This window comes from Acetanaerobacterium sp. MSJ-12 (assembly GCF_018917875.1).
Classification (GTDB): domain Bacteria; phylum Bacillota; class Clostridia; order Oscillospirales; family Ruminococcaceae; genus Bittarella; species Bittarella massiliensis.
The window spans coordinates 298,342-324,714 of sequence record NZ_JAHLPK010000002.1 but is presented as its reverse complement, the minus strand read 5'-3'; the positions used below and the strand labels follow the sequence as shown (position 1 = coordinate 324,714).

The 26,373-nt window shown below is 63.2% G+C and carries 40 protein-coding genes; 6 read left to right on the top strand and 34 right to left on the bottom strand.

The window, feature by feature from the left end:
- Positions 1-13: 13 nt before the first annotated feature.
- The 28 genes from infA to acpP all read right to left on the bottom strand — a co-directional run bounded on the left by infA (position 14) and on the right by acpP (position 14,347).
- Positions 14-232: a translation initiation factor IF-1 gene (gene infA, locus KQI11_RS03555; protein WP_021659699.1), complete on the bottom strand. Its 219-nt coding sequence runs from the start codon at positions 230-232 to the stop codon at positions 14-16.
- 12 nt (positions 233-244) lie between these two features.
- Positions 245-511: a KOW domain-containing RNA-binding protein gene (locus tag KQI11_RS03550; RefSeq protein ID WP_185915769.1), complete on the bottom strand. Its 267-nt coding sequence runs from the start codon at positions 509-511 to the stop codon at positions 245-247.
- A gap of 12 nt (positions 512-523) precedes the next feature.
- Entirely contained in the window at positions 524-1,270 is a 747-nt protein-coding gene (map, locus tag KQI11_RS03545) for a type I methionyl aminopeptidase (protein WP_185915770.1), read from the bottom strand.
- A gap of 3 nt (positions 1,271-1,273) precedes the next feature.
- Positions 1,274-1,906, bottom strand: a complete 633-nt coding sequence (locus KQI11_RS03540) for an adenylate kinase (RefSeq protein WP_021659696.1) — start codon at positions 1,904-1,906, stop codon at positions 1,274-1,276.
- Between the two features lie 25 nt (positions 1,907-1,931).
- Positions 1,932-3,230 (bottom strand): preprotein translocase subunit SecY, encoded by a 1,299-nt coding sequence (secY, locus tag KQI11_RS03535; RefSeq protein WP_185915771.1) that lies wholly within the window; start codon positions 3,228-3,230, stop codon positions 1,932-1,934.
- Between the two features lies 1 nt (position 3,231).
- On the bottom strand, positions 3,232-3,675 hold the full coding sequence (rplO, locus tag KQI11_RS03530; RefSeq protein WP_021659694.1) for a 50S ribosomal protein L15: 444 nt from the start codon (positions 3,673-3,675) through the stop codon (positions 3,232-3,234).
- A gap of 19 nt (positions 3,676-3,694) precedes the next feature.
- Positions 3,695-3,874: a 50S ribosomal protein L30 gene (rpmD, locus tag KQI11_RS03525; RefSeq protein WP_021659693.1), complete on the bottom strand. Its 180-nt coding sequence runs from the start codon at positions 3,872-3,874 to the stop codon at positions 3,695-3,697.
- A 15-nt stretch (positions 3,875-3,889) separates the two neighbouring features.
- Entirely contained in the window at positions 3,890-4,390 is a 501-nt protein-coding gene (gene rpsE / locus KQI11_RS03520; protein ID WP_021659692.1) for a 30S ribosomal protein S5, read from the bottom strand.
- 15 nt (positions 4,391-4,405) lie between these two features.
- Positions 4,406-4,765: a 50S ribosomal protein L18 gene (gene rplR / locus KQI11_RS03515; protein WP_021659691.1), complete on the bottom strand. Its 360-nt coding sequence runs from the start codon at positions 4,763-4,765 to the stop codon at positions 4,406-4,408.
- A gap of 20 nt (positions 4,766-4,785) precedes the next feature.
- Entirely contained in the window at positions 4,786-5,328 is a 543-nt protein-coding gene (rplF, locus tag KQI11_RS03510; RefSeq protein ID WP_021659690.1) for a 50S ribosomal protein L6, read from the bottom strand.
- Between the two features lie 15 nt (positions 5,329-5,343).
- Positions 5,344-5,742 (bottom strand): 30S ribosomal protein S8, encoded by a 399-nt coding sequence (rpsH, locus tag KQI11_RS03505; protein WP_021659689.1) that lies wholly within the window; start codon positions 5,740-5,742, stop codon positions 5,344-5,346.
- 25 nt (positions 5,743-5,767) lie between these two features.
- Positions 5,768-5,953: a type Z 30S ribosomal protein S14 gene (locus KQI11_RS03500; protein WP_044992686.1), complete on the bottom strand. Its 186-nt coding sequence runs from the start codon at positions 5,951-5,953 to the stop codon at positions 5,768-5,770.
- Positions 5,954-5,967: 14 nt separating this feature from the next.
- A complete protein-coding gene (gene rplE, locus KQI11_RS03495) occupies positions 5,968-6,507 on the bottom strand; it encodes a 50S ribosomal protein L5 (protein WP_185915772.1) in 540 nt (179 codons plus the stop codon).
- Between the two features lie 17 nt (positions 6,508-6,524).
- Positions 6,525-6,839: a 50S ribosomal protein L24 gene (gene rplX / locus KQI11_RS03490; RefSeq protein WP_021659686.1), complete on the bottom strand. Its 315-nt coding sequence runs from the start codon at positions 6,837-6,839 to the stop codon at positions 6,525-6,527.
- 15 nt (positions 6,840-6,854) lie between these two features.
- Positions 6,855-7,214: a 50S ribosomal protein L14 gene (gene rplN / locus KQI11_RS03485; RefSeq protein WP_021659685.1), complete on the bottom strand. Its 360-nt coding sequence runs from the start codon at positions 7,212-7,214 to the stop codon at positions 6,855-6,857.
- A gap of 40 nt (positions 7,215-7,254) precedes the next feature.
- Positions 7,255-7,512, bottom strand: coding sequence for a 30S ribosomal protein S17 (rpsQ, locus tag KQI11_RS03480; RefSeq protein WP_059004310.1), 258 nt, complete (start codon positions 7,510-7,512; stop codon positions 7,255-7,257).
- Between the two features lie 21 nt (positions 7,513-7,533).
- Positions 7,534-7,737, bottom strand: a complete 204-nt coding sequence (gene rpmC, locus KQI11_RS03475) for a 50S ribosomal protein L29 (protein WP_021659683.1) — start codon at positions 7,735-7,737, stop codon at positions 7,534-7,536.
- A complete protein-coding gene (gene rplP / locus KQI11_RS03470; RefSeq protein ID WP_021659682.1) occupies positions 7,737-8,162 on the bottom strand; it encodes a 50S ribosomal protein L16 in 426 nt (141 codons plus the stop codon). Before rplP ends, rpmC begins: the two co-directional genes overlap by 1 nt.
- Positions 8,162-8,830 carry a 30S ribosomal protein S3 gene (gene rpsC / locus KQI11_RS03465; RefSeq protein WP_021659681.1) on the bottom strand — a complete coding sequence of 223 codons (669 nt, stop codon included), beginning with the start codon at positions 8,828-8,830 and terminating at the stop codon, positions 8,162-8,164. The genes rplP and rpsC overlap by 1 nt, the downstream gene beginning before the upstream one ends.
- A gap of 20 nt (positions 8,831-8,850) precedes the next feature.
- A complete protein-coding gene (gene rplV / locus KQI11_RS03460) occupies positions 8,851-9,186 on the bottom strand; it encodes a 50S ribosomal protein L22 (protein WP_021659680.1) in 336 nt (111 codons plus the stop codon).
- 20 nt (positions 9,187-9,206) lie between these two features.
- Positions 9,207-9,485, bottom strand: a complete 279-nt coding sequence (rpsS, locus tag KQI11_RS03455; RefSeq protein WP_021659679.1) for a 30S ribosomal protein S19 — start codon at positions 9,483-9,485, stop codon at positions 9,207-9,209.
- 31 nt (positions 9,486-9,516) lie between these two features.
- The gene (gene rplB, locus KQI11_RS03450) at positions 9,517-10,350 is read right to left on the bottom strand and encodes a 50S ribosomal protein L2 (protein ID WP_185915773.1); all 834 of its coding nucleotides are present in this window, start codon (positions 10,348-10,350) and stop codon (positions 9,517-9,519) included.
- Between the two features lie 87 nt (positions 10,351-10,437).
- The gene (rplW, locus tag KQI11_RS03445; RefSeq protein WP_021659677.1) at positions 10,438-10,731 is read right to left on the bottom strand and encodes a 50S ribosomal protein L23; all 294 of its coding nucleotides are present in this window, start codon (positions 10,729-10,731) and stop codon (positions 10,438-10,440) included.
- Positions 10,731-11,354, bottom strand: a complete 624-nt coding sequence (rplD, locus tag KQI11_RS03440) for a 50S ribosomal protein L4 (RefSeq protein WP_185915774.1) — start codon at positions 11,352-11,354, stop codon at positions 10,731-10,733. Before rplD ends, rplW begins: the two co-directional genes overlap by 1 nt.
- Before the next feature lie 18 nt (positions 11,355-11,372).
- Positions 11,373-12,002, bottom strand: coding sequence for a 50S ribosomal protein L3 (rplC, locus tag KQI11_RS03435; RefSeq protein WP_021659675.1), 630 nt, complete (start codon positions 12,000-12,002; stop codon positions 11,373-11,375).
- Between the two features lie 69 nt (positions 12,003-12,071).
- Positions 12,072-12,410, bottom strand: a complete 339-nt coding sequence (gene rpsJ / locus KQI11_RS03430; RefSeq protein ID WP_021659674.1) for a 30S ribosomal protein S10 — start codon at positions 12,408-12,410, stop codon at positions 12,072-12,074.
- Positions 12,411-12,818: 408 nt separating this feature from the next.
- Positions 12,819-13,949 (bottom strand): RCC1 domain-containing protein, encoded by a 1,131-nt coding sequence (locus KQI11_RS03425; protein WP_216401099.1) that lies wholly within the window; start codon positions 13,947-13,949, stop codon positions 12,819-12,821.
- 170 nt (positions 13,950-14,119) lie between these two features.
- Positions 14,120-14,347: an acyl carrier protein gene (gene acpP, locus KQI11_RS03420; RefSeq protein WP_021659671.1), complete on the bottom strand. Its 228-nt coding sequence runs from the start codon at positions 14,345-14,347 to the stop codon at positions 14,120-14,122.
- Between the two features lie 352 nt (positions 14,348-14,699).
- Here acpP and KQI11_RS03415 point away from each other — a divergent pair, with 352 nt between their 5' ends.
- The 4 genes from KQI11_RS03415 to KQI11_RS03400 are packed head-to-tail and all read left to right on the top strand — an operon-like array spanning position 14,700 to position 17,384.
- Positions 14,700-15,527 carry a shikimate dehydrogenase family protein gene (locus KQI11_RS03415; RefSeq protein ID WP_216401098.1) on the top strand — a complete coding sequence of 276 codons (828 nt, stop codon included), beginning with the start codon at positions 14,700-14,702 and terminating at the stop codon, positions 15,525-15,527.
- The gene (locus KQI11_RS03410; RefSeq protein ID WP_216401097.1) at positions 15,517-16,020 is read left to right on the top strand and encodes a shikimate kinase; all 504 of its coding nucleotides are present in this window, start codon (positions 15,517-15,519) and stop codon (positions 16,018-16,020) included. Before KQI11_RS03415 ends, KQI11_RS03410 begins: the two co-directional genes overlap by 11 nt.
- A gap of 29 nt (positions 16,021-16,049) precedes the next feature.
- A complete protein-coding gene (locus KQI11_RS13430; RefSeq protein WP_216401096.1) occupies positions 16,050-16,820 on the top strand; it encodes a class I SAM-dependent methyltransferase in 771 nt (256 codons plus the stop codon).
- 27 nt (positions 16,821-16,847) lie between these two features.
- Complete coding sequence (locus tag KQI11_RS03400) at positions 16,848-17,384, top strand: hypothetical protein (RefSeq protein ID WP_216401095.1); 537 nt, start codon at positions 16,848-16,850, stop codon at positions 17,382-17,384.
- 104 nt (positions 17,385-17,488) lie between these two features.
- On the opposite strand, the gene pepD is transcribed toward KQI11_RS03400, so the two are convergent.
- Complete coding sequence (pepD, locus tag KQI11_RS03395; protein ID WP_216401094.1) at positions 17,489-18,940, bottom strand: beta-Ala-His dipeptidase; 1,452 nt, start codon at positions 18,938-18,940, stop codon at positions 17,489-17,491.
- A 276-nt stretch (positions 18,941-19,216) separates the two neighbouring features.
- On the opposite strand from pepD, the gene KQI11_RS03390 reads away from it, so the two are divergent.
- Positions 19,217-19,669, top strand: a complete 453-nt coding sequence (locus KQI11_RS03390) for a MarR family winged helix-turn-helix transcriptional regulator (protein ID WP_216401093.1) — start codon at positions 19,217-19,219, stop codon at positions 19,667-19,669.
- Entirely contained in the window at positions 19,669-20,844 is a 1,176-nt protein-coding gene (locus KQI11_RS03385) for an SDR family NAD(P)-dependent oxidoreductase (RefSeq protein WP_286172519.1), read from the top strand. Before KQI11_RS03390 ends, KQI11_RS03385 begins: the two co-directional genes overlap by 1 nt.
- 96 nt (positions 20,845-20,940) lie before the next feature.
- On the opposite strand, the gene KQI11_RS03380 is transcribed toward KQI11_RS03385, so the two are convergent.
- The 5 genes from KQI11_RS03380 to KQI11_RS03360 form a co-directional block, all read right to left on the bottom strand.
- A complete protein-coding gene (locus KQI11_RS03380; RefSeq protein WP_185915782.1) occupies positions 20,941-21,900 on the bottom strand; it encodes a nucleoside hydrolase in 960 nt (319 codons plus the stop codon).
- Positions 21,901-21,915: 15 nt separating this feature from the next.
- On the bottom strand, positions 21,916-22,845 hold the full coding sequence (locus KQI11_RS03375; RefSeq protein WP_216401091.1) for a nucleoside hydrolase: 930 nt from the start codon (positions 22,843-22,845) through the stop codon (positions 21,916-21,918).
- A gap of 132 nt (positions 22,846-22,977) precedes the next feature.
- Positions 22,978-24,477, bottom strand: coding sequence for a phytoene desaturase family protein (locus tag KQI11_RS03370; RefSeq protein ID WP_216401090.1), 1,500 nt, complete (start codon positions 24,475-24,477; stop codon positions 22,978-22,980).
- A gap of 75 nt (positions 24,478-24,552) precedes the next feature.
- Positions 24,553-25,125 (bottom strand): TetR/AcrR family transcriptional regulator, encoded by a 573-nt coding sequence (locus tag KQI11_RS03365; RefSeq protein WP_216401089.1) that lies wholly within the window; start codon positions 25,123-25,125, stop codon positions 24,553-24,555.
- Between the two features lie 153 nt (positions 25,126-25,278).
- Complete coding sequence (locus KQI11_RS03360; RefSeq protein ID WP_256136027.1) at positions 25,279-26,262, bottom strand: nucleoside hydrolase; 984 nt, start codon at positions 26,260-26,262, stop codon at positions 25,279-25,281.
- Positions 26,263-26,373 lie beyond the last annotated feature (111 nt).

The window sequence follows — 26,373 nt, the reverse complement described above, 5'->3', positions numbered from 1 at the left end:
ACGTTTCGGTTGCTTATTTCGAGCGCCAGGTAATGCGCCCTTTGGTGAGGTCGTACGGAGACATCTCCACCGTCACCTTGTCCCCAGGCAGAATGCGGATAAAGTTCATCCGCAGCTTTCCGGAGATGTGAGCCAGTATCTTATGCCCGTTTTCCAGTTCCACCTGAAAGGTGGCGTTGGGCAGTGCGTCCACGACAATGCCTTCGACTTCAATGACGTCTTCCTTGGACAAGCGAATACCTCCCTAATCTTCGTGACAGATGGATGTTCCATCGTTGTACCCGGACAGTATGGTCCGGATCTGCCGGTTGGTCGTCTCCGGGCCGAGGGGGATGACCCCCTCTGTCGGCCAGACGTGTCGTATATTCTTCTTCTTTGGGTGTTCGAGCTTTCGCACTTTTCCGTCGGCTATAAAAACGTATCCGTTCGCAGGGGACACGACCACGTAGTACCGCTCTTTGTCGCGGCCGGCAATGCTCTTGACCACACTTCCCTCTCGGATCGTCACCATCTGGTGCACCTCCTAAGGGCGAGTCAGAATCACCGGACCGCTCTCGGTGATCGCAATCGTGTTTTCAAAGTGGGCAGACAGCCCGCCGTCTTTGGTGACGGTGGTCCATCCGTCCCCCAGAACTTCCACCTGATAGCCCTTCTGGTTGACCATGGGCTCGATGGCGATGGTCATGCCGGGAACCAGCCGGGCCCCGTGGCCCGGGCGGCCGTAGTTGGGCACCTCCGGTTCCTCGTGCAGGTCCCGGCCGACGCCGTGACCCACAAATTCCCGCACCACCGAAAAGCCCTGACTCTCGATATACGACTGCACCGCAAAGCCGATGTCGCCGATCCGGTTGCCCGGCACGGCGGCCTCGATGCCCAGTTCCAGCGAACGCCGGGTGGCGTCCATCAGGCGCTGGGCCTCTGGGGAGACCTCCCCCGCGGCAAAGGTGGCGGCGTTGTCGCCGTGAAAGCCCCCAATGAAGGCCCCCACATCCACGCTGACGATGTCGCCCGCCTGGATGACCCGCCCGCCGGGAATGCCGTGAATGACTTGGTCGTTGATCGAGATGCAAGCGCTGCCGGGGAACCCGCCGTACCCCAAAAAGGACGGCTTGGCCCCATGGGAGAGGATGAATTTCTTCACCGCCCGGTCGATTTCACCGGTGCTCACACCGGGTTCGACCATCTCGCCGGCCAGCTTCAGCACCTGCGCCGAGAGGCGGCAGGCCTTCTGCATGGCGGTGAGTTCCCGGGAGTTCTTGAGAATGATCATTCCCTAGACCCCCAGGGCGCGGCGGACCAGCTCGCTGGTATCCTCTACGCGCTCCTGACCGATGACTGTTTTCAAAACACCCTTCTTCTCGTAGTAGGCGATGAGGGGCTCGGTCAAATCGTGATAGACCTGCAGGCGGTCCTTCACGATGCTTTCCTGGTCATCCTTCCGGATCACCAATTTTCCGCCACACTTGTCACAGACGCCGTCGATTTTGGACGGCTTGTAGTCGGTGTGGTAGGACGCGCCGCAGTCGCTGCAGACGCGCCGGCCGGACATCCGCCGGACGATGGCGTCATCCTCGACCTGGATGTTGACCACCCGGTCGATTCTCACGCCCGCCTCGTCCAGGGCCTCGGCCTGCGCCACTGTGCGGGGGACGCCGTCTAGAACGAATCCGTTTTCACAATCGCTCTGTGCGAGCCGCTCCTTCACGATGCCGATGATCACGTCGTCGGGGACCAGGTTGCCCGCGTCCATGTAGGACTTGGCCTTCTGGCCCATCTCGGTGCCGTTCTTCACAGCCTCGCGGAGGATGTTGCCGGTGCTGATGGCGGGGATCTTCAGCAGGTCGCAGACCTTTTCGGCCTGGGTGCCTTTGCCCGCGCCGGGAGCGCCCAAAAAGATGAGATTCATAGCTGCCTCCTCTACTCTTGCCCGTTTACTCTAAAAAGCCCTTGTGATGGCGCATCATCATCTGCGCCTCCAGCGACCGGACCACTTCCAGCGAAACGCCCACCACGATGAGGATCGAGGTGCCGCCCAGGGCGATGTTCATTCCGGTGGCCGCGCTGATGCCGATGGGGCAGACAGCGATGACCGCCAGGAAGAGGGCGCCGATGAGGGTCACCTTGGACAGGATCCGGGTGATGAAATCCACAGTCGGTTTGCCCGCGCGAATGCCGGGGATGGTGCCGTTGTTCTTTCTGAGATTGTTGGCGATCTCGAGGGGATTGTACTGGACCGCCACGTAGAAGTAGTTAAATGCCATGATGAGCAAGAAATAGATGATGGCATACGCCAGGGAGTTGTAGTCGAAGATCGACAGGAACTTGCCCCACCAGGTGGAGGCGTCGGTGTCGAAAAACGCCTTGATGGTGCCAGGGATCGAGATGATCGAGCTGGCGAAGATGATGGGCAGCACGCCGGACATGTTCACCTTGATGGGGATGAACGAGCTCTGCCCGCCGTACATCTTCCGCCCGACCACGCGCTTGGCGTACTGGACGGGGACCCGCCGCTCCGCCTCGGTCATCATGACCACAAAGCCGATGATGACGACGGCCAGCACCAGGATCAAGGGGATGTAGATGTAGAACTTCCACTCGCCCTGTGCCGCCAGCTTGAAGTAGGCGATGATGGCGGAGACCAGCTGCTTGCCGCGGGAGACGATGCCGGCGAAGATGATGAGGGAGATGCCGTTGCCGATGCCCTTTTTGTCGATCTGCTCACCCAGCCAGATGATCAGCATGGCGCCAGCCGTAAAGGCGGTGATGATGACGATGGCCGAGAAGATGCCGGCGAAGCCGCCGGTGTAGAGCAGAGCGCCCTGCCGCTTGAGGAGGAAGTAGTAGGCCACGGAGAGGGCCACCGCCAACCCCAGGGCAGTGTAGCGGGTGATCCTGTTAAGCTTGCGTCTCCCCTCTTCCCCCTCCTTGGACAACCGCTCCAGCGGCGGGATCGCCACGGTGAGCAGGTTGATGATGATGGAGGCGTTGATGTAGGGGGTGATGGAGAGGGCAAAGATGGTGGCGTTGGCAAAGGCGCCGCCGGTCAGGATGTCGATGTAGCCCAGCATGCTGCCGGTCTGGCTGACCATCGACTGCAGGGAGGAGGGGTCCAGGAAGGGCACGGGCAGAGCCACAGAGCCCAGACGGACCACGGCGATGATCATGATGGTGTAAAGGATTTTCTTCCTTAAATCCGCGATCTTCCACGCATTCTTAAAGGTTTCAAACACCTTACATCACCTCAGCCTTCCCGCCTGCCTTTTCAATTTTTTCCTTCGCGGAGGAGGAGAATTTGGCCGCTTTCACGGTCAGTTTCTTGGTGAGTTCGCCGTCGCCCAGGACCTTGATGCCGTCCAGTTCTTTCTTGACCAGGCCGGCAGCCAGAATGGCTTCGGTGTCGACGACCGCGCCGTCTTCAAACTTCTTTTCCAGGTCGGCAACGTTCACGTTGGCGTAAACGGTGGCGAAGTGGTTGTGGAAGCCGCGCTTGGGCAGTCGGCGCTGCAGGGGCATCTGGCCGCCTTCAAACCCGGGGCGGACACCGCCGCCGGAGCGGGCCTTCTGGCCCTTGTGGCCCTTGCCTGCGGTCTTGCCGTTGCCGGAACCGGCGCCTCTGCCCTTGCGCTTGGGCTCTTTGGTGCTGCCGGGAGCCGGAGACAGTTCATGCAGTTTCATTTTGCTTGCACCTCCTTTTTTACGCTTCGGTAACCTCGATCAGATGTGCGATCTTGGCGATTTTTCCCTTGGTGGCCTCATTGTCGGGCTGAATGGTGACGTCGCCGATCTTGCGCAGGCCCAGCGAGTGAGCGGTGGCAATTTGGTCGTCTTTCCGGCCCTGGAAGCCTTTGATCAACTTGATTCTGTAATCAGCCATGGAGCGTGACCCTCCTTAATCCAATACTTCCCGGACGCTCTTGCCGCGGATGGCGGCGACCTGCTTGGCATCCCGCAGGGACTTCAGCCCGTTGATGGTGGCGGTCACCACGTTGCACGGGTTGTTCGAGCGCAGGCATTTGGTGCGGATGTCTTTGATGCCAGCCGCTTCCACGACTGCGCGGACAGCGCCGCCGGCAATAACGCCGGTACCTTTTCCAGCGGGCTTGAGCAGCACTCTGCCGGCGCCGAACTCGCCCACGACCTCGTGGGGGATGGTGGTGCCGTACAGGGAGACCTTGATCATGTTTTTCTTGGCCTCTTCGATGCCCTTGCGGATGGCGTCGGGAACCTCAGAAGCTTTGCCCAGCCCGTAGCCGACGGAACCTTTGCCGTCGCCCACGACGACCAGAGCGGAGAACTTGAAGATCCGGCCGCCCTTTACGGTCTTGGACACGCGGTTGATGGAAACAACTTTCTCCTGCAAATCAAGAGCTGTTGCGTCGATTTTAGCCAAAAGTATACCCCCTCACTAAAATTTCAGGCCGCCCTCGCGGGCACCTTCGGCCAGCGCCTGGACGCGGCCGTGGTAGATGTAACCACCGCGGTCGAACACCACTTCGGTGATGCCCTTTTCGATGGCCTTCTTAGCGATGGCAGCGCCGACCTTCTGTGCGGCTTCTCTGTTGCCACCCTGGCCCTCGAAGTCCTTGTCCATGGAAGAGGCAGCGGCTAACGTCACGCCGTTCTTGTCGTCAATGATCTGCGCGTAAATGTGCTTTGCGGAGCGAAACACATTCAGGCGGGGACGCTCGGGAGTGCCGGCAATCTGGCCGCGCACCCGGCGATGTCTTCTAAGCCGAGCTTTGTTGCTGTCTGGCTTCTTCACCATTATTTGGTCACTCCTTTCCTCTATTTGCCCTTACCGGCCTTGCCCTCTTTGCGGATGATCACTTCGTCCACATACTTGATGCCTTTGCCTTTATAGGGCTCGGGCGGGCGTTTCTCCCGCACTTCGGCGGCGAACTGGCCGACCTTCTGCTTGTCGGGGCCGGAGATCACGATCTTGTTGGGGGCGGGGACGTCGATCTTGATGTCCTCGGTCTCCTCGATGATGACCGGGTGGGAAAAGCCCAGGGTCAGGTTGGCACTGGTGCCCTGTTTGGCGGCGCGGTAACCGACGCCGTTGATTTCCAGCTCTTTCTGGAAGCCCTCGGTGACACCCACGACCATGTTGCTGACCAGCGTGCGGGTCAGGCCGTGGAGGGAGCGGTGCTCCTTGTTGTCAGAGGGGCGGGTCACGGTGATCTCACCGTTCTCCATGGCAATCTTCATGTCGGGGTGGAAGGACTTGGTCAGGGTGCCCTTGGGGCCCTTCACCGTCACGGTGTTGCCCTCGATCTTGACCTCCACGCCGGCGGGGACTGCGATGGGTTTTCTACCAATACGAGACATCTCTACTGCACCCCCTTACCAGACAAATGCCAGGACTTCGCCGCCCACGTTTGCCTTCCGGGCGGCCTTGTCGGTCATGATGCCCTTGGAAGTGGAGACGATGGCAATGCCCAGGCCACCCATGACCTTCGGCATCTCCTCGCAGTTGGCGTAGATGCGCAGGCCGGGTTTCGAGACCCTGCGCAGCCCTGTGATGACTTGCGATTTGTTCTCACCGTACTTCAGGGTGATGCGGATGACCCCCTGCTTGTTGTCATCGATGACGGTGAATTTCTTGATATATCCCTCGTCCACCAAAATCTGGGCCATGGCCTTTTTGATGTTGGAAGCGGGGATGTCGACCGTGTCGTGTTTTGCAGAGTTCGCGTTCCGGATCCGGGTCAGGAAATCTGCAATCGCGTCGGTGATTTGCATACCGTGAACCTCCTTTGGCTGTTTTTTACCAGCTGGCCTTCTTCACACCGGGGATCTCGCCTTTGTAGGCCAGCTCCCGGAAGCAGATGCGGCAGATGCCGAATTTGCGAAGATATGAATGAGGTCTGCCGCAGATCTTGCACCGGTTGTATTCTCTGCTGGAATACTTCTGGGGCCCTTGCTGTTTATTGATCATCGATTTCTTTGCCACAACAGATTCCTCCTTTACTTCGCATAGGGAGCGCCCAGTGCGCTCAACAGCTCGCGGGCCTCCTCATCGGTCTTCGCAGTGGTCACGAACGCAATGTCCATGCCGCGGATCGCGTCGATCTTGTCGTAGTCGATCTCCGGGAAAATCAGCTGCTCGGTGATGCCCAGGGAGTAGTTGCCGTGGCCGTCAAAGGAGTTGGGGTTGATTCCGCGGAAGTCGCGCACGCGGGGCAGCGCCACATTGAAGAGGCGGTCGACGAACTCGTACATCCGGTCGCCCCGCAGGGTCACCTTCACGCCGATGTTCATCCCCTCGCGCAGTTTGAAGTTGGCCACCGATTTCTTGGCCTTGCAGACGATGGGCCGCTGGCCGGTGATCTGCATCAAATCGCTGATGATGGAGTCGATGACCTTCGGGTTGTCGCGCGCTTCCCCGCAGCCCACGTTGATGACGACTTTGTCCAGCTTGGGGATCTGCATGACGCTCTTGTAGGAGAATTTGTTCATCAGAGCCGGCGCGACTTCTTTTTCGTAAAGGTCTTTAATTCTAGCCATGTTGTTTCCTCCTTACTCTAGAAAGTCTCGCCGCAGTGTTTGCACAGCCGCATTTTGCCGTCTTCCAGCACCTTGTGGGCCAGCCGGGTGGGCTTGCCGCACTTGGGGCAGACCAGCATCACCTTGCTGGCGTACAGGGCGCCCTCGGCCTTCACAATGCCGCCGGCCTCGCCCATCTGGCGGGGTTTGACGTGCTTGGTGACCATGTTGCAGCCTTCCACGATGACTTTGCCCTCTTTGGGGCTGACCTGCAGGACTTTGCCCTGCTTGCCCTTGTCCTTGCCGGAGAGGATCACCACGGTATCGCCGGTCTTGACATGCAATTTTTCCATGAGATTTCCTCCTCCTTACAGAACTTCGGGTGCGAGGCTGAGTATTTTCAGGTAGTTCTTCTCGCGCAGCTCTCTGGCCACGGGCCCAAAAATACGGGTGCCTCTGGGGTTCTGGTCTTCCTTTATCAGAACTGCCGCGTTCTCATCGAACCGGATGTAGGTGCCGTCCTCGCGGCGAACACCCTTGGCAGAACGAACGATCACAGCTTTGACAACGTCGCCTTTTTTCACGGCGCTGCCGGGGGCGGCCTTCTTCACAGAAGCGACGATCACATCGCCGATGTTGGCATATCTTCTGCGGGAACCGCCCAGCACGCGGATACACATAATCTCTTTGGCGCCGGTGTTGTCGGCCACCTTGAGGTAAGTTTGCATCTGTACCACAGTGCGTTCCTCCTTTCGGTTTTAACAGGTTCTATTTCGCCTTGTTGATGATTCTGACGAGCCTCCACCGTTTGTCCTTCGAGAGGGGGCGTGTTTCCATAATCTCAACAGTGTCGCCAATGCCGCACTCGTTCTTCTCGTCGTGGGCCTTGAACTTGCTGGTGCGCTTGATGATCTTTTTGTACAGGGGGTGCTGGACATTGTCCTCGATGGCGACGACGATGGTCTTATCCATCTTGTCGCTGACGACCTTGCCGACCCTCGATTTTCTCAGGTTTCTTTCGCTCACAGCTCTTGCCTCCCTTTCTCGTTAGTTCGCGCTGTCTTTCAGTTCCCGCTCGCGCAGCAGGGTGTTGACGCGGGCGATGTCCTTTTTCACAGCCTTGATCCGCATGGGATTCTCAAGCTGGTTCACAGCGTGCTGGAAGCGCAGGTTGAAGAGCTCGGCTTTGAGGTCAATCAACTTCGCGTTCAGTTCGTCGGCGCTCATCTCACGGATCTCAGACGCTTTCATTACTCTTCACCCTCCAATTCTTCTTTTTTGACAAACTTGCACTTGATGGGCAGTTTGTGGCTGGCAAGGCGAAGGGCCTCGCGGGCGATCTCCTCGGAAACACCGGCGATCTCAAACATGACCCGGCCGGGTTTCACGACGGCAGCCCAGTACTCAGGGGACCCTTTACCGGAGCCCATGCGGGTCTCGGCGGGTTTCTCGGTGATGGGCTTGTCGGGGAAAATCTTGATCCAGACCTGACCACCGCGCTTGGTGTAACGGGTCATGGCGATACGAGCGGCCTCGATCTGGTTGGCAGTGATCCAGGCAGGCTCCAGGGCAACCAGGCCATACTCGCCGTAGGTCACCTTGTTTCCGCGGTACGCTTTACCGGTCAGACGACCTCTGTGCACGCGGCGATACTTGACTCTCTTTGGCAAAAGCATTACCGTTTGCCTCCTTCCCTCCGGGTGGTTCTCTTGGCGTCGTGCAGCACTTCGCCTCTGTAAATCCAGGTCTTGACGCCGATCTTGCCGTAGGTGGTGTCCGCCTCGGCAAAGCCGTAGTCGATGTCGGCGCGCAGGGTCTGCAGGGGGATGGTCCCCTCGTGGTACTGCTCGGTGCGGGCGATGTCCGCGCCGCCCAGACGGCCGGAGACCTGGATCTTGATGCCCTTGGCGCCCAGGCGCATGGCCCGGCCGATGGCCATCTTCATGGCCCGGCGGAACGAGGTGCGCTTCTCCAGCTGTTTGGCGACACTCTCGGCCACCAGCTGGGCGTTGACGTCGGGCTGCTTGACCTCAACGATATTGATGTTCACCGGTTTGCCGATGAATTTCTCGATGTTCTTGCGCAGCTTGTCGATCTCGCTGCCGCCCTTGCCGATGACCATGCCCGGCTTGGCGCAGTGGATGTGGATGCGGATCTTGTTGGCAGTTCTCTCGATCTCGATGCGGGGGACGCCGGCGCCGTAAATCTCTTTTTTGATGAATTTACGGAGTTTGTAGTCCTCTACCAGGATATCGCCGAAAGCGTTATCCTTAGCAAACCAGCGGGAGTCCCAGTCTTTGATAATGCCCACCCGAAGACCGTGGGGATTTACTTTCTGGCCCATAGTTTACCTCCTCTTTCAGCTTATTCCTTTTCCTTGAGAACCATCGTCACGTGCGAGGTCCTCTTCAGGACGTGGAATGCTCTGCCCTGTGCTCTCGGGCGAATGCGCTTGAGCGTGGGGCCAGGACAAACGAAGCACTCTGCGACGTAGAGGCTGTTTTTGTCCATGTTGTGGTTGTTCTCAGCGTTAGCCATGGCCGATTTGAGGAGCTTCTGTAAGGGCTCGCTGGCAGACTTCGGGGTGTGCTTCAGAATGGCCATCGCCTTGTCGGCGGGCTGGTTCCGAATCAGGTCCAAAACGATCTGCACTTTTCTCGGCGCAATGCGCAAATGGCGAAGATAAGCTCTTGCTTCCATTTGGAATCCTCCTTTCGACCTTAACCTCTGTTGGATGTTTTGGAACCGGCGTGGCCTTTGTAGGTCCGGGTGGGGGCAAACTCACCGAGTTTGTGCCCAACCATGTCCTCAGTCACATAGACCGGTACGTGCTTGCGGCCGTCGTAGACGGCGAAGGTATGTCCAACGAAATCAGGGAAGATGGTGGAGGATCTGCTCCAGGTCTTCAGGACTTTCTTCTCGCCGGCCTCGTTCATGGCCAAAACCTTCTTCAGCAGGGAAGCCTGTACGAAAGGTCCTTTTTTAACGCTTCTGCCCATTTTCTATTTGCCTCCTTTCGATTACAGACGCCTACTTGGAGTTGGCGCGCTTGACGATGAACTTGTCGGACTGCTTGTGCTTCTTGCGGGTCTTGTGGCCCATGGTGGGTTTGCCCCAAGGAGTCACAGGAGAAGGACGGCCGATGGGGGATTTGCCCTCGCCGCCGCCGTGGGGGTGGTCGCAGGGGTTCATGACCGAGCCGCGGACAGCGGGGCGGATGCCCATGTGGCGCTTGCGGCCGGCCTTGCCCAGGTTCACGTTCTCGTGATCCACGTTGCCGACCTGGCCGATGGTGGCCATGCAGCTGGCGGGCACGTTGCGCAGCTCTCCGGAGGGGAGGCGGATCAGGGCGTATTTGCCCTCTTTGGCCATCAGCTGGGCGGAGTTGCCGGCGGAGCGCACCAGCTGGGCGCCTTTGCCGGGGTAGAGCTCGATGTTGTGGATGACGGTGCCGTCGGGGATGTTCTGCAGGGGCAGAGCATTGCCCGGCTTGATGTCGGCGTCGGGGCCGGCGATCACCTTGTCGCCGACTTTCAGACCGACCGGGGCCAGAATGTAGCGCTTGTCGCCGTCGACAAACTCGACGAGGGCGATGTGGGCGGAGCGGTTGGGGTCGTACTCCAGGGTCTTGACGGTCCCCTCCACGCCGAAGTTGTTGCGCTTAAAGTCGATGATGCGGTACTTTCTTCTCTGCTTCCCGCCGCGGTGGCGGACGGTGATGCGGCCGTAGCTGTTGCGGCCCGAATGGTTTTTCAGGGGGGCCAGCAGGCTCTTCTCCGGCTCTACTTTGGACAGCTCGGAATAATCGGTGACGGTCATCCCGCGGCGGCCCGGCGTAGTCGGTTTGTATTTCTTAATCGCCATTGGGTTTCACTCTCCTATTATCAGGCTTAGCGGAAGGGGTTTGCCCTCCCATACGTTGCCCCCGGCCTCGGCGGGCCGGGCGGGCGGTTACATCATGTTGTCGAAGAACTCGATCCCCTTGGAATCCTCAGCCAGGGTGACGATGGCCTTTTTCCAGGAAGGGGTGTAACCGGAGTTGCGGCCCATTCTCTTTTCGCGGCCGCGCACACTGATGGTGTTGACCTTCGCAACCTTCACGCCGAAGAGCTCTTCCACCGCTCTGGCGATCTCCACCTTCTCGGCGTCTTTGGCAACTTTGAAGGTGTATTTCTTCAGCTGCATATTGGCCATGCTGGCCTCGGTGATGACGGGTTTGATGACGATGTCCTGTGCCAGGCGCATTATGCGTACACCTCCTCGAGTTTGGAGACGGCGTCCTGCGCGATGATGAAGGTATCGCAGTTCAGGATGTCGTAGGTATTCAGGGTGTTGATGAGGGCGGTCTTCACGCCGGGGATGTTGGCGGCGCTCTTGACGAGCTTGTCGCACTTCTCGGGCATGACGATCATGGCCTTCTTGCCGGCGCCCAGGGCGCCCAGCATCTCGCTGACGGCCTTGGTCTTAAAGCCCTCCAGCTCGATCTTGTCAACGACCACGACGCTCTCGCTGGCGGCCTTGGCCGACAGGGCGGACTTGAGGGCCAGTCTCTTGACCTTCTTGTTCAGGGAGTAGCTGTAGTCGCGGGGCTTGGGCCCAAAGACGATGCCGCCATGGGTCCACTGGGGAGCCCGGGTAGAGCCCTGGCGGGCCCGGCCGGTGCCCTTCTGTCTCCAGGGCTTGCGGCCGCCGCCGCTGACCTCGGTGCGAGTCAGGGTGGAGTGGGTGCCCTGGCGCTGGTTGGCCAGGTAGTTGACCACAGCCGCGTGCATGACCGCTTCGTTGGGGGTAATACCAAATACGGCGTCGCTCAGAGTGATCTCGGAGACCTCTTTGCCGGCCATATTCAAAACTTTGACTTTAGGCATGTGCTTCTCCTCCTTCCACTAGGCTTTGACGCTGTCGGTGATGGCGACCAGGCCGCCGCGGGGGCCGGGGATCGCACCTTTGAGCGCAATGAGGTTATTCTCTGTATCGATCTTGACAATCTCCAGGTTCTGCACAGTGACCGTCTCGGCGCCCATGTGCCCGGGCAGCTTTTTGCCCTTGAACACCCGCGAGGGGGTGGAGGTGGAACCGTTGGAACCGGCGTGGCGGACCACAGGGCCGGAGCCGTGGGACTCCTTCAGGCGGTGGTGGCCGTAGCGCTTGATGGTGCCGGCGTACCCTTTGCCCTTGCTTGTCCCCTTTACGTCTACGTGGTCGCCCACCTGGAAGACGTCGGCCTTGATGATGGCGCCGACCTCCAGATCGCTGCCCTCCAGGGCAAACTCTCTCAGGTGCTTTTTGGGAGCCACGTCAGTTTTGTCAAAATGGCCCTTCATCGGCTTGTTCGTGCTCTTGACAGAGGCGTCGCCAAACCCGATCTGCAGGGCGCAGTAGCCGTCGTTTTCGGCGGTCTTCTTCTGCACGACCACACAGGGGCCCGCCTCGACAACAGTCACCGGGATGACCTTTCCCGCTTCGTCGAAAAGCTGTGTCATGCCAACTTTTTTTCCGAGAATCGCTTTGTTCATGTTTTTCCCTCCTTCGGTTATTGGTCGGCTTGCGCCGACATGACCTGCTTGCTGGGCAGGAAATCGCGCTTACAGCTTGATCTCGATGTCCACACCAGCAGGGAGTTGCAGGTTCATCAGGCTGTCGACGGTCTTGTTGGAAGGCCGCAGGATGTCGATGAGCCGCTTGTGGGTCCTCCGCTCAAACTGCTCGCGGCTGTCCTTGTACTTGTGGACGGCCCGCAGGATGGTCACGACCTCTTTTTTGGTGGGCAGGGGGATGGGACCGGAGACCCGAGCGCCGGTGCGCTTTGCGGTCTCAATGATCTTCTCCGCCGATTTGTCGACCAAATTGTGATCGTACCCCTTGAGTCTGATGCGAATTTTCTCCTTGACTGCCACTTTAAATCGCCTCCTATTAGAATACATGTTTTTGGGGCGGTTTCAAAAACTAAACACTGACCCGGGTGTTTCATGTTGGGCCATAAAAAAACGAATACACTTGACGTGTGCAAGCATATCCGGGAATGGGCATGAAACGCCCTTTCAGCGACGGGGAATGGGCATAGCTGTCCCCTTCTCGCTGTGTTCAGTATTTACTGTCGCCCGGTTTAAAATCGGACATACTCCACGGAAAAACCCACACAGATGTGTGGCAACCTCCCGCTTCAACGCATATCTTGTGCAGTCACGCTTTATTATAATACACCAGCGCCGGGCCCATTGCAAGGCTTTTTTCAAAGTTTTTTGGGCAAAAAAGAGATTTTTCACCCTCCCTTTTGCCCCGGTTGGAGAATTTTCTCCAACCTTCGTCCGGCGCGTCCTCTTTGGCGCCCTTCAGCCGCCGTGGCGGCGCTTCCAGCGGATGTCGATGAAGACCACTGCCCAAAACAGGCCAAAGAGGGCCAGGATGTGCCAGGCCTTCATCACCGTGCGCCAAAAGCCCCCCGGCTGCACCCCGCCGGCCAGCACCCGCTGCCGATCCCGCTTGGCCCGGCGGATGAACTCGCCCACATAGCGGTAGCTGGCCCGGGCCCCGCTCAGCTCCGCGGCGATGGCCTGTCCCTGCTCGCCGGCGCCCCGCACCTCGCCCTCGGCCCCGATCCCGCAGAGAAAGTTGCTTCCTATATATAAGAAGGTCGTTTTCTCCCAGCTGGCGGCGGCCTCCATCCCGGCGGACTCCTCCCCCAGCAGGTGGACGTTCCCGGCGCTGTCCACCGCCACCGTGTTCTTCATCCCGGTGGCCACGTAGATGATCTGGCGCAGGGAACCCACCTCGCACTGGCCGAAGGTGTTGTCCCCGGCGCTGACCAGAGTGCCGTCCCTGCGCAGGGCGATGGAGTGGTTGTAGGCCGCCGAGACAGCCACCACCCCTGTCTCCCCGCTGATGCTGCGCTGGCCAAACTCGTTGGCCCCGGCCGCCAGCACCTTGCCGCCGCCGGTGACCGCCAGCAGGTGGCCCCGCCCGGCCGAGAGGGTCTCCACCCCCTGCCACTGCTCCGCCCGCAGGAGCTGGTCCTCGTAGAGCCCCTCGCTCACCTGCAGCAGCTGCACCGTCCCGTCCTTGAGGAGGGCCGCCACAAAGGTACCCCCCACGGCGATCTGCTCCACCCTTCCCCGGGGGGTGAAGGCGGTCTCCCCGCCGAGGGTGAAGAGGGCCACCGAGCCGTCGGCATAGAGGAGGCCCACCCGGTCGCGGAACTGGTCGAACTGGGTGACATTTTTCTGCCGTTTGAGGGCGGCGGCCAGCTCCTCCGGACAGCCGGAGGAGACCGCGAGGGTGTTGTCGCTCCCCAACACCACCAGGTAGTCCCGCCCGCCGTTGACGGGGGAGGTGTAGGGGGTGACCTGCACCTTGTCCGCCGCCCGGGCCGGGGCGGGGAGGCAGAGAGAGAGGGAGAGGGCCATGAGAAGGGAGAGGGTCCGCCGCCAGAGCGGCCCCTTTTTGCCGGTTCGCGCCATTGCCATCTCCCTCGCCCCCTCTCTGCCGGGCCCCGCGGCCCGGCTGCCCTTTTTCGCTGTCCCCATTATAGTGTGCTGCGGCCCTGCCGTCAAATCGGGGGCGGCCCTCTGCCTGAAAAAACAGGGGGGCGCCCGCCGCATCCCGCGGCAGGCGCCCCCCTGTTTCCGGCGAGTCCTTAGATGTGGGACTCGATGTATTTCACGATGTCGCCGACTTCCTTGATGTTCTCCACCTCTTCGTCGGGGATCTCGATGTCAAATTCCTCTTCCAGGCTCATCACCAGGTCGACCACGTCCAGGGAGTCGGCCTCCAGATCCTCCATGATGTTGGCCTCCATGGTGACCTTCTCTTCCTCCACGTCCAGCTGATCGCACAGGATCTCTTTGACTTTCTCGAATACCATATCATTTTCCTCCTATAAGAAAATACCAGTCTGCAAGATTGCAAAACATCGCCGCCAAAGCGGGTGGCGATTGCCTACATACTTGTATACACGTTTTGGCAGCGGCTGTCAATGGGTATTTGGAAAAAGGATGAAAAATCGTTGCTTTTCCCCACCCCGCCGGCCAACTGCTCTCCAGGCCGCCCCCTTTGGCCCAGAATTCAAAAAAATTTCATCTTCCCCTGCCCTCCTCGCCGCTCAATTTGTGGTATAATGGCCGCAACGCGGCCATTGTGTCGAGATGCCGGTCAGGGCGCTGTGCCCCCGCTTCCCGCCCCATCCCGCCGCACACGACTGACATTTGGAGGAACTTATGAAACAGGGCAAGACCTTCGGCCTGATCGGGGAGAAGCTGGGCCACTCCCTCTCCGGCCAGATCCACAGCCGCCTCTTCGCCGCACTGGGCGCGGAGGCCCGCTACGACCTCATCGAGATCCCCCGGGAGGGGTTTGCCGACACCTTTCCCCGGCTGCTGGCCGAGTACGACGGTCTCAACGTCACCATCCCCTACAAGCGGGCGGTCCTCCCCTACCTGGAGGCCCTCTCCCCCGAGGCGGCCGACTACGGCGCGGTCAACACCGTCGACTGCGCCGCCCGCACCGGGCACAACACCGACGTGACCGGCTTCCTCCGCTCCCTGGGAGAGCGGGTCGAGGCCCTCTCCGGCGACGTGCTGCTGCTGGGGGCCGGCGGCGCGGCGCGGATGATGGCCAAAGAGGCCCTGCGGCGCTGCCGCTCCCTGACGGTGGCAGTGCGCGACCCCGGCAGCGAAAATGCCGCCTCCCTGCGCCAGGAGCTGGCGGGGGCGGCGGTGCGGTTTGTCCCCCTGGGACAGATCGAGGGGGCATACGACGCCCTGCTCAACGCCACCCCGGTGGGGATGTGGCCCCAGGTGGAGGGCTGCCCGGTGGACGAGCCGGTCATCGCCCGCTGCGGCTTTGTCTTTGACGCCATCTACAACCCCGCCGAGACCCGGCTGCTGCAGGCCGCCCGCGCCCTGGGCATCCCCGCCCTGGGGGGGATGGGGATGCTGGTGCTCCAGGCCGCCGCCGCCCAGGAGATCTGGCTGGGCCGGCCGGTGGACGGCGATCTGACCGGCGAGCTGATCCGGTCGCTGGAGGGGACGAGCCATGCGGGATAACTACGCCCTGGTGGGCTTTATGGGCTGCGGCAAGACCACCGTGGGGCGGGAACTGGCCAAGCGGCTGCAGTGCCCCTTCTGGGACCTGGACGCCGCCATCGCCCTGGGGGAGCGCCGGACCATCCCCGAGATCTTCGCCCAGCAGGGGGAAGCGGGTTTTCGGGAGCTGGAACACGCCTATCTAAAACGGGCCGCCGGGCGGCGGGGGGTCCTCTCCTGCGGCGGGGGGCTGGCCCTCTTTCCCCGCAACCGGGAGGTGCTCAGCCGCCACTTCACCACCGTCTTTCTGGACTGCGATTTTGAGACCTGCTACCAGCGCATCCGCGCCTCCTCCCGCCCCCTGGTGCAGGACAAGAGCGAGGCCGAGGTGCGGGCTCTCTTTGAGAGCCGCTATCCCATCTACCAGGCCTGCTGCGACCTGCAGGTAAACGCGGCCCACTCCCCCTTTATGGTGGTGCAGGAGATCCTCAAGCAGCGCCGCCGCCACCGCTAGGACAGCCGAGAAAGGAGGCACTTCAAGACGTGATCGACTTTTCCATCTGGCAGGACCCCGAGACGGGGGAACCCCTCTCCTTCAACCGCGCCCGCCGCGGCTTTGAAAACCCCCGCACCGGCCGGCTCTACCCCGCCGACAGCCGGGGCATCCTCCACTTCTGCGGGGCGGAGGATGCCGTCGGCCCCGACGCCGCCAGCACCCGCTTTTACGATCGGTTCGCCCCCTTTTACGAGGGGGGGCAGAAGCTCTATTACAGCCTCTACGGCGGCGAGCGGAAGGCCCGAAACGACTACCTGCAATACCTGCACATCCGCCCCGGCGACCGGGTGCTGGAGGTTTCGGTGGGCACCGGGGCCAACATCCGCTGCCTTCCCCCGGAGGCCGACTACTACGGCATCGACCTGTCGGCCGGGCAGCTCGAACAGTGCTTTCTGCAAAAGCGGAGGCGCCGGCTCCCCCTCCACCTCTGCCAGGCAAACGCCGAGGCCCTCCCCTTTCGGGACGAGAGCTTCGACGCGGTCTTTCACGTGGGGGGCATCAACCTCTTCTCCGACCGGGAGGCCGCCATCCGGGAGATGGTGCGGGTCGCCCGGCCCGGCGCCCCCCTCCTCATCGCCGACGAGACCGAGCGGGTGGCCCGCCGCTACCAGCGCCTGCCCTTCTTCGGCACCCCCTTCCGGGGGCGGGAGGAGATCGTCCCCCCGGTGGACCTCCTTCCCCCCAACGTCACCGATGTGGCCCTGGCCGATGTCCGCCGGGGCAGCCTCTACTGTCTGACCTTCTGCAAAGCCCTCTAAGGGGCCGCAGAGAAGGGAGTGCCGCCGATGAGCAAGCACCTGTCCGCCGCCTTTTTCTCCCCCGTCCGTCTCCTGGCCCTCGTCTTGGCCCTCGCCTCTTCCCTCTCCCTCGCCGGTTGCCAAAAGACCCTCAAAGGGACCGACGCGCTGGTTGAAAAGGCGCGGGCGGAAATCCCCATTGCCGATGCGGAACACACCGAGATCCGGTACGCCGGGCAGTGCGCGCAGGGGGATGACGCCCTCCTCTGGTTCATCTCGGGCAACGAGTACCAGGCGCACAACTACCTGCCCATGGAGTGCACCGTGGTCGGGGAGGAGGAGTATGTCTTTGTGCGGAGCTACCGCCCCCTCCCCCGCGGCGGCAGGGACATCGTCGCCCTGCAGTGGAAGCGGGGGCTCGCCCTTTTGATCAACGACCCGCACTGCACTGCGGTCCGCCTCTCCGACGGGGAGGGGACCCGCCTCTTTTCCATCGGGGAGGGGGAGTACCCCTACATCCTGTACAGCGAGACGCTGCCGTCGCGATACCAGTTTTTCGACGCCGCGGGAAACGAGCTCCTGTAAAGGGGCGAACATCAGGCGCCCCCTCCCAATACAAAAGAGCAGCCCGACCGATCTGCCGCCGGTCGGGCCGCTCTCTTTTTTTGTTCGATCAGTCGGGGGAAGGGCTACTTGGCCAGGGCTTCCAACACGGCCATCACCATCTCAAAGGTCCGCTGGAAGGAGGCCAGGTCCAGGCACTCGTCGGGGGTGTGGGCCCCGTCGGCGGTGGGGCCGAAGGCGATGATGTCCAGCGCGGGCAGTTTGTCCTTCAAAATGCCGCACTCCAGGCCGCCGTGAACGGCCTTCATCTCCATCTCCTTGCCGGTCTGCTCCCTGTAGATCTTCATGCAGAGTTCCCGCAGGGGGGAGTTGGCCTCGTACTTCCAGCCGGCCATGGGCTCGTTGATGTCGGCCTTCACCCGGCACATCTCGGCCAGGGTCGCCATCTCGTCGGCCATGTGGTCGCGGACGGTGGGGTCGCTGGAGCGGATGAACTCGGTCATCTTCACGGTGTTCCCCTCGCTCACCGCCACCCCCAGGTTGCCAGAGGTGACCACCAGGCCGGGGATCTCCATGCTCATGGTGTAGACGGCGTTGGGGAGCAGGTAGACAAAGCGGATCAGCTCGTCGCTGGAGGCGCTGTCCATCATCTGGGCGGCGGGCTCGGCGGCGGCTGCCTGCAGCGCAAAGCCGGGGTCGCTGGCCGCCAGCTCGGAGGAGATCTCCGCCGCCACCCGCTGGGCGATGGCAATGGCCTCGTCGGCCCTGCCGGCGGGCACGGCGATCAGGGCGTCGGACTCCCGGGGGATGGCGTTCATCTTCGAGCCGCCCGAGAGGCTCACCAGGTTCACCGGCATCGCCTTTTTGATGTTGTGCAGCACCCGCCCCATCAGCTTGATGGAGTTGCCCATCTCCTGGTCGATCATCATGGCCGAGTGGCCGCCCAGCAGCCCCCGCACCGCCAGGGAGACGGCCTCTCCGGCAAAGGGAACCAGCTCGGCCGACTTCTCAAAGTCGATGAGCAGCCCGCCGGCGGAGGAGACGATCATCGTCCCCTCGGGGCCGCAGTCCATGTTCAGCAGGTACTTGGCCTCCAAGTCGGAGCAGTCCAGGGCAATGGCCCCCAGCAGGCCGATCTCCTCCATCGAGGTAAAGACGCACTCCAGCGCCGGGTGGCGGTAGTCGTCCCGGGCGAGGGCGGCCATCATGTAGGCCACCGCCACCCCGTTGTCGGCCCCCAAGGTGGTGCCCGAGGCGCGGAGGATGCCGTCTTTCACCTGCAGCTTCAGGGGGTCTTTTTCAAAGTCGTGTTCGGTGGCCTGGTTTTTCTCGCAGACCATGTCCAGGTGGCCCTGCAGCATGACGGTGGGCAGCCCCTCGCAGCCGGGGGAGGCGGGCTTCTTCACCACCACGTTGTAGGCGTCGTCCATCCGGCACCAGAGGCCCAGATCCTTGGCAAATTGCATCACAAACTCGGCGGCAGCTTTTTCGTTGCGGCTGCCCCGAGGAATGGCAGAAAGCTCTTCAAAATAGCGCAGCGCGTCGGCCGGCTCATATCCTTTGGTCACATACTCCATGGGGATTCGCCTCTTTCTCTCTGAAATTGCGCCACCGCGCCGGGGGGAAGACCGCCCGGCCTGTCCGATGGCATTTGCCAACAGTATACTCTTTCCCCCGCCATTTTTCCAGTGGAAAGCGGCAAATCGTCGGGAGAAATTTCGCCCCGCTCCGCCGCCGCATCTGTCTACTTTGCCCCTTTTTCCCCAGCGGTCAATTTCCCCTTGACAGGAAGGGCGGCCTGCCTTACACTCTATTTATACGATTATCGTATAATACGAAAGAAGGTTATAAATATGGCAAACCCCGATCCCCTCCAGGTGGCGCAGCTCTGGCACGAGGTGCTCATGTACAGCTCCACCCCCGAAGAGGTGGCCCGCTACCCCGAACTGATGGGCCGCTCCCCCCTCGAAATGCGCCTGCTGCTGATGGCCGGCGCGGCCCCCCACCTGCTGCTGCGGGACTACCTGGCGGCCCTCCACATCCCCAAGAGCACCCTCACCAGCGCCCTCAACCGGCTCGAGGGGCAGGGCTATCTCCGCCGGGTCATCAGCCCCCGGGACCGGCGCTCCTTTCAACTGGAACTGGGGGAGCGGGGGCAGGCCTTTTTGCGCAGCTACCTGAACTACCAGCGGGGGATGGGGGAGCGGATCCTCGGCGGCCTCGCCCCGGAGGAGCAGCGGCAGTTGGCGGCGCTGCTGCAAAAGGTCGCCTCCTACATGCTCCCCCGCCAGGAGGGGGCGAGGTGATGCGGGGCGGCAAGCAATTTGCCGGCCGGATGGCGGGGAAGCTCGTCCTCCTCACCGGGGGCGGCGGGGGGATCGGCGTCGAGGCCGGCCTGGCCTTTGTCGAGATGGGGGCCACCGTCCTCCTCGCCGAGTGCGACCGGGAGCGGGGCCTTGCCGCCCAGCGGCGGCTGTGCGACCGGCGGCCGGGTAGCGGCGTCTTTCTGCCCGTCGATCTGGCCGACGAGGGGGATGTGGAGGTCCTCTGCGAGGAGGTGGCGGCCCGTTTCGGCTGCCCCGACGTCCTCTTTCACAACGCCACCCTGGCGCAGATGGGGGCGGTGGAGGAACTGCCCCTCGACGCCTGGAACCGGAGTTACGCCGTCAACCTCCTCGCCCCGGTGCAATTGACCCGGGCCTTCCTCCCCGCCATGCGGGAGCGGGACAGCGGGGTGATCGCCTTTGTCTCCTCCTCCGGGGCGGCCCCCCACATGGGGGCCTACGAGGTCTTTAAGACCGCCCAGGCGGAGCTGGGCTCCACCCTCGCAATGGAACTGGAGGAGACCGGCATCCACGCCTACACCATCGGCCCCGGGCTGGTGCGCACCGCCACCGCCGAGGCGGCCATCGAAATCGTGGCTGGGCGGATGGGGATGAGCCTGCCCGCCTTCTACCGCCAAAACGAAAGCCACCTCCTCAGCGCCGAGGCGGCGGGCTGGGGCTTTGCCCTCTCGGCCCTCTTCGCCCAGCGCTACCGGGGGCAGGAGATCGCCTCCATCCAGGTGCTGGGGGACTGCGGCCTCTCCCCCGAGGAGGCGCCGGAGCCGCCCGCCAAAGCCCCGGTGGACGGGCAGGCGGCCGCCCTGGCCTTACAGCGGGTGGCCGACACCTTTTTTGCCCAGTATCGGGGCTGGAAGGGGATGAACGTCTTTGAGCGCCAGTGGGTGCTGCGGGACTTTAAAAAGTCGGTGGGGCTGCCCGCCGACGGAGCGGCCGAAACCCTGCGGGAGCTGCTGCGGGCGGGGCCGGCCGCCCTGGGCGCCCAGCGGGCGTTTCTCCAGCGGCTGCAGGGCTACTGGGAGCGGCAGTACACCCTTTTGCAGGGCTACGAGCGCGACCCTGCCCGCCGGGCGGAAAACAGCCGCATCGTGCAGGGCTGGGTGGAGGAGGTGGCCGCCCTCCTCGCCCTGCTGCCCTAGGAAGGGTGGCGGGCAGACCCTGTCCCCCAAAAAAGCATCTCGGCACAGACAAGAGCGCGCCGGCTATGACAGCCGGCGCGCTCTGATTTTGCCCTCTTATTTGCCCTCGTAAAAGCGGAACATCTCCTCCATCACCCGCTTGAAGCCCTCGCGGGAGACCTCCATCGAGACCCGGCAGCTGCGAAAGCCGCTGGGCCGGGGGGAGAAGTCCACCAGGGTGCGGCCCCGGCTGGGGCCGTCCTCGGTCTCGATGTCCACGTGGCACCGCTTCCAGGTGACGATGGAGGGGTCGGCCACGCAGGCCACCGTCATGCAGTCGCAGAGGAAGGGGGACGGGTCGTCGGACTTGGCGGTGATCAGGTCCTGCATCCCCTCGCCCCGCTCGGTCTTATAGCGCATGATCTCCCCGGTGAGCCGGGCGATGCGGTGGTCGCAGGCCAGCAGGTCGCCCCAGTCGCCGCTGGTGAGCTTGGCGCGGAAGATGGTCTCCAGCTCCACCATGTCCACCGGCACCCCGCTGCGAAAGACGATGTCCGCCGCCGTGGGGTCGGCCCAGAGGTTGTACTCGCCGTAGGCGTTCTGGTTGCCGTAGATGCGCGAGCCCCCCATGATGGTCAGGTTGGCGATCAGCCGGGCGGCGTCGGGGTACTTGGTCAGCAGGATGCCCAGGTTGGTCAGGGGCCCCAGGGCGATGATCTCCAGCCGGCCGCCGGCCTTGACCGCCTCGTCGTAGATCACGTCCCAGGCGTGGCGGGGGTCCTCCTGCTGGGGGGAGGCGGGAAGGGTCACCGTCCCCAGCCCCCGCACCCCGTGGGCAAAGGAGGCGTCCGACGCGGGGTAGAGCATCGGCGCCGCCGCCCCCCGGGCGACGATGGTGGACAGCCCCGCCTCCCGGCAGAGGTCGAGGGCGTTCTGGGTGGTCAGGTCGATGTTCACATTCCCCGCCACCGAGGTGACGGCGCGAATGTCGAACTCCTCCCGGCTGGCGGCCAGAAACAGGGCGACGGCATCGTCGATCCCCGGGTCGCAGTCAATGATAAATGGGCGCTTTTCCATCTCTAGTCCCCTCCTCTAACCCAATTTGGCAATGCAGTCGATGAACAGCCGGGCAAATCCGTCCCGGTCGCCGCCCACCACCACGTCGATGTTGGCCTCTTTGCAGCCCACCCCAAAGGGGCGGATGTAGGTGGCGGTGCAGCCCCGGCTCAAGGACTTGCCGGTGTCCACCTCCACGTAAAACCGGCGGGTGTCGAAGAGTCCCTCTTTGATCAGCCAGGCGCTGGCCACCGCGTCGTGCACCACCAGGTCGCGGCCGTTGCCGCCAAAGGTGTCCTGGCAGTAGTCAAAGAGCTGGGCACAGAGAGCCCCCACCCGCCCGCTGTGGCGGACCTCTTCGATCTCCTCGGGGCGCAGGGCCATCTTCTCGGTCACGTCCAGCCCGCACATGGTGATGGGCAGCCCGCTGCCAAAGACGATGGCCGCCGCCTCCGGGTCGTGCCAGATGTTGAACTCCGCCGCCGGGGTGATGTTCCCGCCCGAGGTGGAGCCCCCCATCAGGCACAGCCGCTTGATCTTCCCCTTCAGCTCGGGGTAGGAGAGGAGCAGGGCGGCGATGTTGGTCAGGGGGCCCAGGGCGGCGATCACCATCTCCCCCTCGGCCTCCCTGATCTTGGCCGCCATGAAGTCAACGGCGTTTTCCCGCAGGGGCCCCCGCTCCGACAGGGGCAGGATCACCCCGTCCAGCGCCGTGGCGCCGTGGTAGGAGAGGGCCGGCCGGCACTCCCCCGCCAGGGGTTTGACACAGCCGGGGACCACCGGGATCTCCTCCCCCAGAAAGGCCACCAGCCGCAGGGCGTTTTCGGTGACATTTGGCAGCAGCCCGTTGCCGGGGACGGTGGTGATCCCCTGCAGGTCAAACACCCCGCTGCCCAGCGCCATGAAGAGGGCGGCCGCGTCGTCGTGCCCGGGGTCGCAGTCCATCAAAAGCGGAATTCGGTTCATCTTTCATCCTCCCTTTGCCTAACCTTTTTTCGTACTGTTTTATTGTATCAGCAAAGGGGCCGCACAGACAATACGGCCCCTTTTTTTCAGCGTTCCCACGGGAATCGCTCTCTTTTTTTGGCTAGTTTGCCCTCACTTCGCCCCGCCGGCAAAGGGCACCCTTTCGGCCCGACAGATGCGGCGCACCGCCTGGCTGCCGCAGATGAGGGCGATGGGCAGCCCGCCGGTGGTCTGGCACCACTGGCTGGCGAGCAGGGCGTTTTTCAGCCCCTTGACCCGGCCGTCGGCCGCCATCTGCCCCGCGCCCGGCGTCAGCACAAAGGACATCCAGGCCCCCTGATAGGCGCTGCACCACCGGTGGTAGGTCACCGGGGTCGCCATGTCCAGGGGCAAAAGCTTCCCCGCCAATTCCGGGAATTGCCCCTCGACGCGGCGGCGCACCCCCTCCAGCAGCCGCGCCTTCTCGGCCCGATAGGCCGTCCGGTCCCGGGCAAGGGACTGCCAGTAGGGGTAGTCCTCGGCCGCCGACTGGTCCAGGTTGCAGACCATCACCGTCTGCCCCGCGGGGGCGAAGGTCGGCTCGTCGCTGTACTGGGTGATGCCCAGGTGCTCTACCCGCTGGGTCCCCACCGAAAGGGGCTCCACCAAAAAGCCCAGGGTGCGGGGCCAGCCCCGCAGGTCCGCCGCCACCCCAAACGCCGCCCGCACCGAGGTGGGGCGGGGGCTCTTCCCCTCGGCGGCAAACCGCCTGTCCCAGGCAGGGGCCGGGTGCCTGCCCCCCAGCAGCCGGTGCAGGGCAAAGTGAGCGTCGCAGGCCGCCACCGTCCAGTCCGCCGCCAGCCGCTCGCCGCCGGCGAGCACCAGCCCCCGGGCCCGGCCGCCCTCCTCCCAGACCTCTTCCACCGGGCAGGAAAGGCGCAGTTCGCCCCCCAGCGCCCGGTAGCGCTCCGCCATCCGCAGGGCCAGGGCCCGCGAGCCCCCGGCGGGCACGTCCCCATTGCCGCCGGTGAAGGTCGCCAGGGAGAAGAGCAGGGCGCTGGTGGCGTATCCGGGCGGCAGAAAGTGCCCCATCATCGCCCGCAGGGCCGGGTTTTGAAACCGCCCGGCAAACGCCGCCACCGACAGCTTGCCGTATTTCTGCATCGGCGCCGCCGACCCCGCCATCGAGGCCATCATCCGGCAGAGTTCCAGGGGGTTCATCATGTCCATGGGCTTGCCGGAGGGGATCTCCATCCCCTCCAGGGTGCGGATGGCCGCGCACATCTCGCGGACGCGGGCTTCGTCCTCGGGGGCGGCGCGGCAGAGCTCTTCCTCGGTCCGCTCCAAATCCCGCCAGAAGGTCAGGTCGCCGTCCGGGTGATAAAACCGCCAGAAGGAATCGGGCTGGTGAACCGCCACCCCGTCCAGGGCCCCCACCTCCTCCCACATCCGCCGCAGAGGGGTGCCCTCCCGGGTGCCGGTCAGCCAGTGGATACAGCCGTCGATGTGGTAGCCCTGCCGATCCCAGCCGGTGCACTCGCCCCCCGGCAGGGGATTTTTCTCGCAGATGATCGTCTGAAACCCGCTCTTTTGGGCGTAGATGCCGGCGGCCATTCCGGCCACCCCCGCCCCGACGATGGCAATCTTTTTCACCGCTTGCGCTCCTCTCTCGGCGGCCATCCGGCCGCCCACAGGCCCGCCAAAGGCAGGACGCCCCTCTCTTCCCCGCTACCGCCGCAGGATGTCCACCAGCCACCCCGGTTCGGGGCAGGGCTCCTCCGGGCAGCGGGCCAGCTCCTCCGCCGCCCCCTGCACCGCCGTCCAGAAGGCCAGCGACAGGGCCAAGGGGTCCCCCTCTTTAAACACCCCCATGGCCTGCCCTGCCGCCACCAGCGGCGCCGAACGGCGGATGTTGTCCACCCCCTGGGCCCGCTCCCGCACAGGGGGGGGAAACTCCTCGCTGTACTGGGCGCGGCCCATCAGCACAAAGACCTTGGCCACCGCCGGGTTTTGGGCGATGGCCCCGAAGATGCCCTCCGCCGCCCGCAGGAAAAACTGCTCCGGGTCGGCCTGGGGCAGCTCCATCATCTGCGCCGGGCCCCGCCGCCCCAGGTCGATGAGCTCCTCGAGCACCGCCTCTTTGGAGGGGAAGTAGTGAAAGAGGAGCCCCGCGCTCATCCCCGCGGCGGCGGCAATGTCCCCCACCTTGGTGGCCGCATATCCCCGGCGGACAAAGAGGTCCAAACTCACCTCCAAAATCTCCCGGCGGCGGCGCGCCCGCTGTTCCTCTCGCTTGTTCATTTTATTGAATCTCCATTCATTGAATATTTATTTAATAAATTCAGTGTACCCCTTCTCCCCCGCCCTGTCAACTCCCTTTTTGCGCCGGGGCAAAGTGGGCGCAAAAAGGCGGCCCGCCCTCCCTGGGGCGGGCCGCTCTCGGCGTTTGGGTCTCTACCGGGCCAGCTTGGTGTACAGGTCGCCGATGATGCGGTCGCGGCGGACGCTGTAGACGTAGAGGATGGGGTGGTTGCAGGGGCAGATGCTGTAATACCCGTCGTAGGAGGGGATGGGGGCGGGTTCCAGCCGGGTCTCGGTGCAGTCCATCTCCAGCAGCCAGGCCACCGGGGCCACGTCCCAGATGGTGCGGCTCCAGAAGGGGCCCTGGCGATTTCGCTCCGCCTCCTCCCTGGTGATGTCGCAGAGATAGTCGCAGAGCTGGTTTTTCCCCCGCAGCCAGTGCTCGATTTCGGGGCCGGTGGTGGTCAGGGCCGAGACCACCCCGTTGCAGGGAAAGAGCACCACCGGCACCCCGCACCCCAGAAGGACGCGGGCGGCGGCCACGTCCTGCAGCATGTTGAACTCCTTGGTGTTGAACCACTCCAGCGCGTGGCCCCCCAGCCAGAGCACCACCACCTTGCGGGCGATGGCCGGCTCCATCAGCAGGGCCGAGGCCACGTTGGTGATGGCGCCGATGGCGATGACGTAGAGGGGGTCGCCGTCGGGGCGGGCCATGGCCCGGGCCACCAGGTCGCGGGCGGCCGGCGAGTCCACCGGGGTCTCCTCGTCGGCCAAAAAGCGGTCGGAGCCGCGGTAGACCGTCTGCCCACAATCCCCCTCCCGCCCCATCAGCGCCAGGATGCGGTGGGTCTCCTGATAGCTGCGCTCCATCCCCTCGGCGGCGCTGGCCACCTTCTCGTTGTGAAAGGGGGCCGCGTAGATGGCCTGCAGGTCGATCCGCTCGGGAGAGCGGAGGATGTAGGCCAGGGCGAACTGGTCGTCCACCTCGTTGAAGGGGTCGGTGTCCAGCACCGCGCTCACCCGCCCGGCGGGCTTTTTGAGCCGGCTCACGATGAATTCCGGCGGGATGTCGTGGGCCGGGGCCGGGTGGTCGTAGTGGATGTCCATAAACTCTTCCAGCAAACTGTGATAGCGCATGAAAAGCCTTCCTTTCTCCGGCAGGGCTCGCCTGCCCCAGTGGGATCCCTCACTGCCCTCACTCTACCACATCCGCCGCCGGCTGTCTGCACCCGGCAGAAAAAATTTCCT